This is a genomic window from Cohnella yongneupensis (assembly GCF_042655785.1).
GTDB classification, from domain to species: Bacteria; Bacillota; Bacilli; order Paenibacillales; family Paenibacillaceae; genus Cohnella; species Cohnella yongneupensis.
The window spans coordinates 18,460-31,049 of record NZ_JBHSNC010000032.1; the positions used below are offsets into that span (position 1 = coordinate 18,460).

Annotated in this window: 10 protein-coding genes and 1 tRNA gene; 4 read left to right on the forward strand and 7 right to left on the reverse strand. The window is 51.0% G+C overall.

Going from position 1 to position 12,590, the window contains the following annotated elements:
* Window positions 1-48 precede the first annotated feature (48 nt).
* Complete coding sequence (gene yjcZ / locus ACFPQ4_RS10820) at window positions 49-153, reverse strand: sporulation protein YjcZ (protein WP_378111870.1); 105 nt, start codon at window positions 151-153, stop codon at window positions 49-51.
* A 937-nt stretch (window positions 154-1,090) separates the two neighbouring features.
* Here yjcZ and ACFPQ4_RS10825 point away from each other — a divergent pair.
* On the forward strand, window positions 1,091-3,724 hold the full coding sequence (locus ACFPQ4_RS10825) for a tetratricopeptide repeat protein (RefSeq protein ID WP_378111871.1): 2,634 nt from the start codon (window positions 1,091-1,093) through the stop codon (window positions 3,722-3,724).
* 56 nt (window positions 3,725-3,780) lie between these two features.
* Here ACFPQ4_RS10825 and ACFPQ4_RS10830 read toward each other — a convergent pair.
* Window positions 3,781-3,856: transfer RNA gene (locus tag ACFPQ4_RS10830), tRNA-Arg, on the reverse strand.
* Window positions 3,857-4,219: 363 nt separating this feature from the next.
* Between ACFPQ4_RS10830 and ACFPQ4_RS10835 the strand changes: the two genes are divergently transcribed.
* Window positions 4,220-5,227: a LacI family DNA-binding transcriptional regulator gene (locus tag ACFPQ4_RS10835; protein ID WP_378111872.1), complete on the forward strand. Its 1,008-nt coding sequence runs from the start codon at window positions 4,220-4,222 to the stop codon at window positions 5,225-5,227.
* 89 nt (window positions 5,228-5,316) lie between these two features.
* Here the strand turns inward: ACFPQ4_RS10835 and ACFPQ4_RS10840 are convergent, their stop codons facing one another.
* From ACFPQ4_RS10840 to ACFPQ4_RS10855, 4 genes are all read right to left on the reverse strand, one after another.
* Window positions 5,317-7,857 (reverse strand): ABC transporter permease, encoded by a 2,541-nt coding sequence (locus ACFPQ4_RS10840; protein WP_378111874.1) that lies wholly within the window; start codon window positions 7,855-7,857, stop codon window positions 5,317-5,319.
* Window positions 7,854-8,546: an ABC transporter ATP-binding protein gene (locus tag ACFPQ4_RS10845; protein ID WP_378111875.1), complete on the reverse strand. Its 693-nt coding sequence runs from the start codon at window positions 8,544-8,546 to the stop codon at window positions 7,854-7,856. Before ACFPQ4_RS10845 ends, ACFPQ4_RS10840 begins: the two co-directional genes overlap by 4 nt.
* Window positions 8,547-8,657: 111 nt before the next feature.
* A complete protein-coding gene (locus ACFPQ4_RS10850) occupies window positions 8,658-9,965 on the reverse strand; it encodes a sensor histidine kinase (protein WP_378111876.1) in 1,308 nt (435 codons plus the stop codon).
* A complete protein-coding gene (locus ACFPQ4_RS10855) occupies window positions 9,953-10,648 on the reverse strand; it encodes a response regulator transcription factor (protein ID WP_378111877.1) in 696 nt (231 codons plus the stop codon). Before ACFPQ4_RS10855 ends, ACFPQ4_RS10850 begins: the two co-directional genes overlap by 13 nt.
* A 257-nt stretch (window positions 10,649-10,905) precedes the next feature.
* Between ACFPQ4_RS10855 and ACFPQ4_RS10860 the strand changes: the two genes are divergently transcribed.
* The gene (locus ACFPQ4_RS10860) at window positions 10,906-11,178 is read left to right on the forward strand and encodes a Spo0E family sporulation regulatory protein-aspartic acid phosphatase (protein WP_378111878.1); all 273 of its coding nucleotides are present in this window, start codon (window positions 10,906-10,908) and stop codon (window positions 11,176-11,178) included.
* Here the strand turns inward: ACFPQ4_RS10860 and tadA are convergent.
* Complete coding sequence (gene tadA, locus ACFPQ4_RS10865; protein WP_378111879.1) at window positions 11,110-11,565, reverse strand: tRNA adenosine(34) deaminase TadA; 456 nt, start codon at window positions 11,563-11,565, stop codon at window positions 11,110-11,112. The genes ACFPQ4_RS10860 and tadA overlap by 69 nt on opposite strands.
* A 255-nt stretch (window positions 11,566-11,820) precedes the next feature.
* Here tadA and ACFPQ4_RS10870 point away from each other — a divergent pair, with 255 nt between their 5' ends.
* On the forward strand, window positions 11,821-12,588 hold the full coding sequence (locus tag ACFPQ4_RS10870; protein WP_378111880.1) for a hypothetical protein: 768 nt from the start codon (window positions 11,821-11,823) through the stop codon (window positions 12,586-12,588).
* The last annotated feature ends 2 nt before the right edge of the window (window positions 12,589-12,590 follow it).

Sequence of the window (12,590 nt, forward strand, 5' to 3'; positions counted from 1 at the left end):
ACTCGTGATGGGCCGAAGAAGGAATTCGGTCGTGCTGATAGTGGCTACTTAATAAACTCCGTGACCAGCTTTAAGAATGATGACCAGCAGGATAAACAAGACAAGGACGAATGCAGCAGCTTGCATACCGCCATATCCAACGGCTCCGCTCATAGGATTCACCACCACTTATTAATTGTGACTCAGCGCGAAGTCACCTGATTAATATATGGTCAGGCGCTTATATGGACAGTACTCTTACCCATATGGCTTAACATTCCGCGAATGTACAAGTCCCTGACCGGTGGAGATCGTTTCGAAGGCGGGGACAAACGGCAGGACAGCCTTGCCCACAAGTGACTCCCGCTTAGAAGTCTATAACAAAAAGACCCGCACATTGATGCGGGTCTCGAACATTTTAAGTATGGCGCGCCCGATACGATTCGAACGTACGACCTGCAGTTTAGGAAATTATAATTTATGAAACAATGCTTCTGCAATATCAAAATGCTTCGAGCCTTTCCCTGACGCGGTCGATCGGGTATGAGGGGAGGGGCTTTTTGTGTTTCGTACATATACGTTGTTGTCACGTTGTTGTCACGATGCCCAGAGTAAGTACTTTCAATGGCTCTGTGGCGTTGGGAATTGAGCTGAGGCGAGCGCAAGGTGATGGCATGTTAAAGCGCTTTGGGCATTATTTATGAAAACCGATTAGCATGGAAGTTGCGATGCCATTCAAAGAACTTTAATGTCACTTCGTTGATGTACCTGCTCTCTTTTCCAACAGCTTTATTAATTCAGATTAGCAGATCAATTACAGGTAATAATCCGACAACTCAGCTTCTCTCTGCTGTCCTCCTGTTGTCCTAACGTCAACCACAGGACAACCTCACCCAAACCCCTCTCATCAAAATGTTCACAAAGTAAAAAGAACCGCGTAGCTACGCGGTTCTTTAGCGTTGTGGGGAGGTTCGCGCAACATTAGTGAAAAATCGCTACGAGCGGGCCACGAACTAGTATAAATAGAGAAACCTATACTGGTTAATTTTTTAATAATAAAAGTAAAAATAATGTATAATGGTCGCAATAATGAACCTCTGGGGGTTTTGGATTGGCACAATTTTATTTAAATTCTAGTTCCAGAGAAGATTTCAGCGATCAATGGGGAAGGTATTTGCAAGAGAAGAGTTTTTTTGATGATTTAACGAATAATGCGGACCGTTTTCTTATTAATCAAGTGACGGATTTTCGACGGACAATAGCGGAGTTGTCTGAACATCAAGCGGCAGTGATGCAAGACAACGCAGAGATGGTTTCTTCGTTATTTAACCAAGGGTTTAGCGATGTTAACTTACATATTGCGAAAATGACAACGGTTCTATCCTCACGGTTTCAGCAAGTGAGTGGACAATTACATCAAATTGAAAAAGGAATAGACCAACTTTATTCGCTCATGGACTGGCGTACGTCCATCATTATAGAAGAACTGCGTTTACAAAGCATGTTGGTGCGGGACATTTCACAGTTACTGAGAATCCCCGATTCCCAGAAGGAACGACAACATTTTATTGAGAGAGGATGCGAGTTTTTTAATAGCGCGCAAACAAATCCAGATTTTCACAAAGACGCGTTGCATTTCTTTAAAAAGGCGGAGGAAATCGAAAGCAGAGATTACTTCACATTATTTTATATTGGGATGATTTACTTGTATGCTCCCGATTGCCTGGACGTCCCTAAGGCGGAACAGTATTTTAAATTAGCTAGTAAATATGCAGGAGTCGAGGTTGCACAGAGCCAGGTGCGTTTGCGTGTGTCCCTTCGGTCGGTATCTGACGAAGAGTTGTCCGATAGTGAAGATGAGCATGACAAGTTGAAGATGATCGCATCTGATTCCATTCTACAGTTATCGATCGCATGTTATGTTCAAGGGAAGTTCGCAGAGGCAGCAGAGCATGCTCTTAAATTGTTGGAGCAATCACCGGACCAGCTGGAAGCCGGATTTACTTATGTAAAAGCACTCTATGCATTAGGTTCTGAAGAGAAGGCTTCTCCAATTTTAAAGCAGGTCATTCAAAAAGACTTTACTTATGCTGTGAGAATGGCTAGCGACCCTGACATAGGAACAAAGGAATCCTTTGGCGTGGTAATTTCACAATTAAAGGAAGAAGTTTTGAGAATTGTTTCGGAACGAATACAAAGATGCTATCAAAGTCTTGGGGATTATGGGAATAGTGAGATTAACGATATATTAAAGGGCTACCAAGAACAGATTGAGAGTGAACCTACTTATGACGCGGTATTAAAGATCCTTGAAGACCTCAGTACATCTCGGTCTTTTATTTGTAACGAAGCCATTATTAACGGAATCTTGGCAGAACCCCTCTCCATTAAACATTACGGTTTTGCGACCAGAAAAGAATTGCCCGATGCTATCCAGTCTTTTTTATCTATACATAGATACCGTAATTATGGTATATCGAGTAACGGCAAATTCATGGTCACTATATCCAAAGATAAAAAATTAAACGTGTGGAATATAGAGACTGAAGATGTAATGGCGTCTGTCAACTTTGATAAAGATGAATTAGTAGTTAGTGCTTCAATTGATCCTTTAGGAGCAAAGGTGGTACTCCAAACCAAAGAGAACTTTCAATTATGGAATGTTGCCACAAAATCAGTAATGACTCTAATCGATGGTTTAGATTATCTGGATCAGTATAAAGTTATTATGGATGATCGTTTTATTACGCTCTGCGGCAAGTGGGAAATTATTGTTTTGGATTATGAGGGTCAAATCTTATTGAGAAAAAAGCATAAACATGTTGATCCTGATTCCATTAGGATCTCAAGAGGCGGAAAAGTACTAGCCTACTTGTCTGACTCTGAGTATCCAGTTAATACAGAACTGAACATTATGAAATTAGATAATGGATCAGTAGAGAGTGTAAATATTGGTGCGCACATAGACTTTCAATGTTGGGGATTGACTATTTCTAAGGACAATCGATATATATTATTGTTCGATCGTGAGTTGACATTGGTTTGGGATGTCTTTCAAGAGGAGTGGGACTCGTCGGATATATTTCCTACAGATCTATCTAATCCATTTTTGTACGAACAAAATGAACAACGCGAGGAAATTAGCATTTACGATAATATAGGAGAAAAAATCGGTAGCTATAAACATAAAGTTAATCTCGACGTTTGGCGTATGCACATTTTTGATGCGGATAGGTATTGTCTTTATTATGTTCAGGACCAAGCTGAACGCCAAGTGATACGGCTTAATTTTATTATCGGTTCAAAGTCTCGAAAAGTAGAAATGACCGTAGAGAGGTTTTGTGAATATGAATCCTATCACGGAGCATTAATTCAACAGGGTTTAAAACGTTACGAATCTTTTGTTGTAAAACAAAAAATTAAAGAAGAGAAGCGAAATAAAGAACGATTAGAACAAGAACAACAAGCGCAACTGCAACATCAGCAAAGGATTCATGAACAACAACTGGCTCGGAATAAAGAGTTAGAGAAAAAAATAGAACAATACATCCGATTAGGTAGGGATGAAGAAGAACGAGTCAGAAAAAAGTGGTTTAAAAAAGATTATAGTGAAGCACTTCGACAGTATGAAAAAGCTTATGAAAGGTATGTGGATTTAGGGAACTCCACTAATACCAACTTGCAAATGAGTATGGAGAATCTGAAGCAAATTATAGAAGAGCTCAAGCAAAAGATGAAATCTTAAAATACCCGCAAAGCAAAAAGAACCACACGACCGTGTGGTTCTTCGAACTTTTAAAGTGGCGGCCCCGAGATGATTCGAACATCCCACACCACGTTTAGGAAACGTGTGCTCTATCCACTGAGCTACGGGGCCATAATGGTTGTTGTTGTTGTCCTGTTGTTGTCCAAATGGACAGCCGAAGGACAACCTTGTTAGCAAAGAATTCAAGTCTGAGCGTTGGAAGGCCAACACAAATCGCACAACAGTACGGTTTTTCAACCCATTTTGAGTAAGCACTTTCGCTACAACCGGGAGCAAAACGCACAGTTTAGGAAACTGTCGCTCTATCCTGCTGAGCTACGGGCGCGCGGTGCGAGTTTCATTTTAACAGATAATACGCATGGAATAAAGCGCATAATGCCTTAGTGATTGCAGAACCTGCGCCCGCGCGTAGTCAGCTACAGCAAAATTGTGGTAACATGTATGCGTATGTTCGGTAGGAAATGGGGACTTCAAATGGCAACGAACATTCGCGACGTCGCGAAGGCTGCCGGGGTTTCGGTAGCGACGGTATCCAAGGTGCTCAACGGTTACACGACAGTGAATCAGCAGACGAAAGAGAAAGTGCTGCGCATCGTCAAGGAAACGCGGTTCACGCCGAATTCGGCCGCGCGTTCTCTGGTAGGGCGCCGCTCGATGACGATCGGCATGTTCCTCACGACAGGCCTGGCGCATCCGTTCTTCGCGCATATTTTGTCCGGGATGGAGCAATCGCTCAAATCCATGGGCTACGACCTTATCTATTTAACCCAGATTCAGTGGGATAAAGACTATAGCTTCGTGCGGCATTGCCAGAGCCGCAATGTCGAAGGCGTCGTCGTCTTCGGCTTCCAACATGACGATATGGACTTCAGCGAGCTGATCGATTCGGGCATACCGACGCTGTTCATCGACTTGGACGTGAAAGAGCAGCGGACGGGCTATATTAGCTCGGACAACGAGACGGGCGTTCAGGAAGCGCTGCGGTATTTGAACGGGTTGAATCATCGCCGCATCGCGTTCTTATCCGCTATAGAGACTTCTTATGTGAGCCGTCATCGTCTGCAAGGGTATCAAGCGGGACTTGCGGAAGCGGGCCTTTCGTTCGATGATAGCCTGGTGGTCGCCAGCGATTTCACTAAGGAAGGCGGGTATCGCGCGATGAAGCAATTGCTAGCGCGGCCTACGCGCCCGACAGCGGTGATCTGCTGTTCGGACACGGGAGCGCTTGGCGCGTATCAAGCCATTCGCGACGCAGGGCTGTCGGTGCCGGAAGACATCTCTGTCATAGGCTTCGACGATATCGAGATCGCTAGCGAGATCCAACCGGCGCTTACGACGGTAAGACAGGATACGAACACGATCGGCCGTAAAGCGATCGAGCTGCTGGACGCGCTTATTACCGATGTATCAATGCAGCCTCCGGAAGCTATTGTTCCGACGCAGCTCGTTATTCGCGGATCGTGCTCGGTGGCGAAGGGCTAGATTTAGCATTAACCTAATAAACCCCCGTAACTTCGGCAGGCCTCAAGCCTAGCCTCCGGTTACGGGGGTTTATCGTTTTTACACCTATTCTATTCTTCGCGCAAACGGTCGATCAAGCTGGCTTTGTTCATCCGTCTGAGCGGGCTTTGCACGGACAGCAGTCCTACCGCGATCGCGCAACCGCTGGCAATCAAGGCGCCGCCCCATGGGAAGACGAACGGAATGCCTTGCACGGTATTAAGTTGCTTGTAGAGGAAGTAGCAGATAGCAGCGCCTAGCCCTACGCCCCAGAAGCCTCCGATAACCCCGAACCAGATGCCTTCCGCGGAAGCCATCCGCCGCACTTGCCCGAGCGTCATGCCGACGGATTGCAACAGTCCGATCTCACGACGGCGAAGCAGCAAGTTCGTCTGAACCGTGTTAATGATGTTGAGGCTTCCGATAGTCCCGATAATGATGAGGAAGCTGTAGACGAAAATTTGCATCTGGAGCGCGAATTGACGATCTCTCTCCTTCTCGGACGCGACGTCGATCAATTGTCCGCCGGTCGGCAGCCGCGAAACGAATACTTCGAGCTCGGACCTCAGCGCATCGGTATCCGCACCGTCTTTCACGGCGATCTTAACGCCATGAAGAGATGCTCCTTCCGAATAAGCCGTATCTTTATACAGCTTCTCGAACGTCTGCCTCGTGCCGATCACGAGGATGTGGTTCTCGGGATAGGCCGCGTTGAATGGCGATTGCGAGAGTATGCCCGCTACCTTTACTTCGCGCATGACCGTTTTCCCGTCCGGAGTAGAAAGCTCTACAGGGAACGTATCCCCTACTTTAAGAGTCGTCATATCCATCTGCTCCCGCTTGTTGGAAGAACGGATATAAGGCTTCACGGTTTGGGCGATCACTACGCCGTCTTCGGCGGCCAGTTGCTTAGGATCGGCGGTGCCGTCGATTAAGTATTTGCGGGCTTCTTGCAGCCGGGCATCGTCGTACAATTCCAACTCGGTGAAGACACCGGTCCGATCCGTACCTTGCCACTCTTTCTGTTGCGGAACGGTCTCGGTTCTCTCCAGGAATCGGGAGTTAACGAGCTGCGGCTGTAGCCATGCGTTAGCTCCGAATCTGTCGTAGTTGCCGTAGATCGTGTCCACGCCGTCGATCGCCGCCAGTTGCTTCAGTTGATCCGCGGTCAGACGATCTTTCGCCTCCGTCTGAATCGGCTGGCCTTCGCTATCGTAGGTTGCCTGCGAATAAGCGTTTATCTCGAAGCCGATCTTCGTATTCTCAGTCGTGTCGACCCCAAGCTCGAGCGCCTGCTGGGTGAAGTAGTGGAACACGATGAATAACGTAATGCTGACCGCGATGGAAAAGGTCGTGATTCTGAATTTCGCCTTGTTGCGGCGAATGTTCGACGAAGCCATCTTGCCCTCGACGCCCATCAGCTGAAGCAAGGAGGGAATTCGCATGCGGCGATAGGATTCGCGCACGATGCTGCCCGCGCCTTTGGCGGCTTCGACCGGCGATACCGACGAAGCTTTGCGGGCCGGAAGCCAGGCCGCTACATACACCGCGAACAAGCCGACGGCAACGCTTAGGCCCATGATCCACCAATGAAACGTGATATGGAAGCTGTCCATTTGCAAGACGTTGATGCCGTTATGCGTCATCAGCCAGATCGCCAGCCACAAACCGCCCCATCCAATCGCGAGGCCGAGCGGGATAGAAATAGCGGAGAGCATCGTCGCTTCCCGTAGGACGAGATTGCGAATTTGTCTCGGCGTCGCGCCAAGCGTACGAAGCAATCCGAATTGCCGAATGCGCTCGAGCACGGCGATATGGAAGGCGTTGTAGATTACGGCGATCGTTGATAGGACGACCAGACCGATAAGCGTGCCGAAAATAATGATCAACGCGCGATTAAGACTTTTGTCGCTGGACTCCCCCAACAGCGAAAGCAATCGTCCGTTGGTGGCGAACGAATCGTTCAGCTGCTCGAAGTGAGGCAACTGGTCCGCGATCGCGACCCCGGGCTTGAACGTTAGGAAAAGCTGAAGATTCGAAGAGGCCGTGGCTCTGTCGTCCAGCAGCGTATACACTCTGGACGCGTGATCGATTTGGCTGGTCTTCTGATTTTTCAGAATGCCGACGATCGTATATTCGCGGGACTTGCCGTCCAAGTCGTTAAGCGTGAGGGTACCGCCCATCGCGGGTTTACTCGGCAATTGCGCAAACAACCATTGTTCTAGGGCGAGCTCGTTGCTCGCTTGCGGATATCGGCCTTCTTGTAAATGGATCGGGAGCAAGTCGAAGCCGTCCGCATTGACGGCGGTCATAGTCGTGGTCGTCTTGTTAGGAAGCTCCGTCGTACTTCCGGACGACAACTTGCCTATTTGATCGACGAGCACGTTATTGCGCAGTTCGTTAGCAAAATCGGCGGTTGCCGTCTGATAAGAGAAATGGAACGAACCGTTTTCGTACTTCGTGTTGCTGATCAAATTATCTTTGACCGCTTGGCCCATCGTACTGATGGCGCTGATGAGAGCGACGGAGAGAATGATGCCGATAACGGTTAGAAGCGCTCTGCGGCGCTGCTGCTTCAAGTACCTGCCGGATAGCGCGCCGTAGCTCTTCATACGTTCCTCCCGCCGCTATGCGAATCGCTGACGAGCTTGCCGTCTTGCAGCTTCAGAACGCGGTCGGCTTCCGCGGCAATGTTCATGTCGTGCGTAATGATGATTACGGTCTGGTGATACTGTCTGACGGCGATCTTGAGCAGCTCGAGAACTTCGCGTCCGTTGGCGCTATCGAGGTTGCCGGTCGGTTCGTCCGCCAGCACGATGGCAGGGCGGTAAGCGAGCGCGCGGCCGATCGCCACGCGTTGCTGCTGTCCTCCGGACAGCTCCGAAGGCAAGTGCTTGCGGCGTTCTTCGAGTCCGAGCGTGCGGATCAGATCGCGGACGTATTCCTTATCCGGCTCGCGATGATCCAGCAGGAGCGGCAGACGAATGTTCTCTTCGACGTTCAGTACCGGAATGAGATTATACGATTGAAAAATAAACCCGATTTTGCGGCGGCGGAACACGGCACGTTCCTTCTCCTTCAGCCCGTACAAGTCTTCGCCGTCGATATGGACATGCCCGTCCGTCGGACGATCCAAACCGCCGAGCATATGAAGGAGCGTGCTCTTGCCGGAGCCGCTGGCGCCGACGACCGCGACGAATTCGCCTTGCTTAATGGAGAAGGAGACGCCGGTTAGCGCATCGACCTTCGTGCTTCCTTTGCCGTAGGACTTGCTTAGCCCATCTACCGTAATGATATTCATGAGGGTATGGTTCCTCCCGATTGTGGATTCTAGGAGCCGAGCGGCTAGCATCGGTCTCCCCTATTAAACCCAGTATATCGCCGCAACCTTACATGCGAGGGGGGCGGTAGCTTACAGTGTTGTAAGAATAGCCGAGTCTGCCGCAGGCAGAGGCTGAAGCGGGAGCGTGAGGAAGAAGACGGCTCCGCCGTCGGGACCGTTCGCAGCGGACAGCACGCCGCCGTGTTTCTCGACGATCGACTTCGCGAGGGGCAAGCCGAGTCCTACGCCGCTGCCGCCGGACGAGGCGCGGTAAAATTTTTTGAAAATATGGGGCAGATGCTGCTCCGCGATCCCCGGCCCCCGGTCCGAAATTTTCAACCTCACGAAGATCGACGTCATTTCCCAAGTCACGCTGATTTCGCTCCCCGGGGGGCTGATCTCGATCGCGTTCTTGAGTACGTTAGAAATCGCTTCCGGGAGCCAATGGGCGTCGTGCGGCACCATCGGCCGAGCATCCGGCTCGTGCAGCGCAAGCGATACTTGCCGTTCCTCAGCCAATCGCTCCACGGAAGAGAGGCTAGTACGGATTGTGTCGGAGAAGGGGGCCTGGACGATATTCAGCTCGAGCGCGTCCGCCTCGATGCGGGCTAGCTTCAGTAGCGTCAAGATGAGCCATTCCATGCGATCCAGCTCGCGTCTGCACGTCTCGAGAAATTCCGCGGCATCCGCCGGGTTCGTCTTCCCGTTCGCGAGCAGATCGATATAGATAATCAAGGAGGCCAGAGGCGTCTTCAATTGATGGGAAATATCGGCGACCGTATCCTTCAAATACGTTTTATCGCGATTCAGCTGCTCGATCGTTTCCCTTAGCCGCAAGGAAAGCGCTTGGACGCCGTTAGCGAGCAAGCCGAGCTCGCCTTCTCCGTAGATGCGTTCCGCCATCGGTAGATTGTGCTTCACCGTATTGTCCAAGGCGTCGGACAAGTCCCGCAACGCTCTAAGCTGAGTCCTGGATTCCCGCAACAGCCAGAGCGCGAGCAGCGCGATAACGAGCAACGCTCCGGGAAGGAGCAAGCCGAGCGTCCAGGCGTGGAAGTTACCTAGCGCGGGAAGCCAACGCGCTTCCAATTGCTGCGTCATTCCGTATTTCGCCAGCCACTGCCGGCCTGCTTCGACCGTTTCGGGCGCGGGCTGAGAGGAGAGCGCTTGAAGCCACCGCTTGGCGCCGGCCGGATCGCCGTCCGACAAGACGCCAGCGATCGCGTTCTCCTGCGCCAGCCATTGGCGTTTGATCCGCTCAGTCGCATAGTGGCTATATAGCGATAGAAGCAGGCAAGCGACGACGGTCAAGATGGCCATCGCCCAAGCCAGCCTGCGAACGGAAGGATTGCGCCAGATCGTCGCGATACCGAACTTCGGATGCTTTATCCGTTCCATCGGTATCCCGCCCCCCGCACCGTCACGATTTTGTCAGGTTGTTGCGGGTTATCTTCGAGCTTCTCCCGCAGTCTGCGGATATTGACGGCAACGGTGTTATCGTCCAGCACCTCGGTGCCGTCCGGCCATACTTGCTGGATGATCTGGTCCTTGGATAAGACGGAGCGGGGATGGGACATGAATAAAGAGAGCAGCCGGAATTCCGTTATGCTTAGCGGAATGTCAAGGCCGTTCTTATCTAGACGCATCTCTCCCAAGAAGAGGGACAGGTTACCCGACGACAATACGCCGCCCTTGTCGTCATCGCGTTTCGCCGCAGGCGTCCTGCGTCTTAGCACGGCTTGTACGCGCGATAAAAATTCCCGCAACCGGAACGGTTTCGTTATGTAATCGTCGCCTCCGAGGTCGAGCCCCCGAACGATGTCGAATTCTTGGTCGCTGGCCGTCAAGAAAATAAGCGGCGTGTCGTTAGATCGCCGAAGCTCCGTGCAGAAGTCGAATCCATTGCCGTCGGGCAGCTGAACGTCGAGCAAGAGCAGCTCGAATCGTTCGATGGCTAGCTTGTGCCGTGCTTCTTCGATACTATAAGCGCTGCTTACTTCGAAGCCCTCCTGCTGCAATGTAAACTGGATTCCGCGATGCAACGATACGTCGTCTTCTACCAATAAAATGCGCGCTGTCATGAATTTGTTCTCCCTAGATATAGATGAGAAATCATAGAATATCGCCAATCAGCACAACAACTGGTTCGATATGCCCAAATAATGTCGGAAAATAAAATAGATTTTCGGTAATTTCTCGACAGGTTTCTACAAAATAATGAAATAATTTGTCCTATAATGATTACAGATTAATGATCCTAGCGTTGTATGACGAAAGTACGGCGAAATGATGACGAAAATCTACGAATTTACAAGAAAGGAGCGGTCGGGAGTCCTTTATGGAGACAACACAATTGATCCATCGCCTCCAGTTGCTGCAACGTCGTCTGTGTGAAATGGCCAACGACTTAGGCAATCTGACAGATCCCGAGATCGTAGCCGTCAGCGAAGAAGCGGACAGGCTCATCATCCAGCTCCAAAGACTTCGCAAGGAAGAAGCGGAATTCAAGCGAGCGTCGGAAGGCGTGCCCCCGGTTACTCTGCTACCTGCTTCTCAGACGACGGAAGAAATCGGTGAGCAAGGCCGAACATTGTTCGCGAAGCACTCCTGAGTCCCAGGGAGACACATGATTGAACCTGTTGTCCTGCAGCAAGTCCATTAACGTTCCGGCGCATCCCGCTTTGGGATCGGCGGCTCCGTAGACGACCCGTTCGACGCGGGACTGCAGAATCGCGCCCGCGCACATCGGACATGGCTCGAGCGTGACGTATAAGGTACAACCGAGAAGACGCCAAGCTTGCAGTGCTTCGCTGGCTTGTTTAATCGCTATCATTTCCGCATGGGCGGTCGGGTCTCGCTCCGTCTCGCGCAGGTTATGCCCCGCGCCTATAATGACGCCGTCGCGAACGATGACCGCGCCGATCGGCACCTCTCCTATAGCTTCGGCAAGACGTGCCTGATGGATCGCTTCGCGCATCCAGCGTTCGTCTTCTGTCATCGTAGCTTTCCCCTTTCCTACTTATCCACAACCGAACATGTATTCGTTGTTAACATGCTGTGCACAGAAATGTGGATAACTCCGGTGTTGTCCACAGAGTTGTGCACATTTTTTTTATTTTGCACGGGTACAACTCCATTTTATTGTAACAGGTTGGAAAATAAGGTCAAACCGGAGCGAACGACGGAATAGAGTAGTAGAGAACGGGGCGGACAGCCTATCATCACATATTCATCGCGTTAAGGAGGACGGATTATGGAGGCAGTCAGCCATGGGTTTCGCAGGCACCCGGATCTCGAACCGACGGGTAAGCTGACGATTATCGGGCAGGCACGATGCTCCGCGGAGCGAATGAACGCCTACCTAAGAAGACGCAATCCCAAGGCGCCGGAGCTGGCGGAATTGTATTTGCGCCAAGGGCGGCGGTATGGGGTACGCGGAGACGTCGCGTATTGCCAAATGATCTACGAGACGCGAGCATGGACGAAGGCTCAATCGGGGCCGTCGTGGGAGCCTTTGACGCTCGCGCAATGGGCGGAGGAGCAGACGGTCGATCGTCTGATGCGGATTTTGTACGCATTCGCTTGCGACGAGCCGTTGCCGGCGGATGCCGAGCCGATCGAACAGAGCCATGATGAACGAATGAGACGAGCCGGTTGGCGGGGCATGGTAAGCTGTTGGGAAGATTTGAACGGCAAATGGACGGAGCGGGGCGATCGCTATGGTCAGGACGTCGTGGCGATTTGGCGCAATATGAAGGAATGGCGCGGGAAGGGGGAAGTGTTCATGATCACGGACGAGGAACGGGAGAAGGAACGCGATAATGAGATCAGGCAACGGTTAGGCGGCAGGGCAGCGGGGGCTCGGACAGCCGACTGGACGGCCGTCATGAGCGAGGATATGCAGTGGCTGAAGGAGCGGGATCTTCTTCCGACTCCGGTGCCGCATCCGGACAGGAAGGTAACCTGGGCGGAGCTTTCCGCGCTGCTTCGCAAATGGGAGAAGCCGCCAGAGTCGGAATGAAC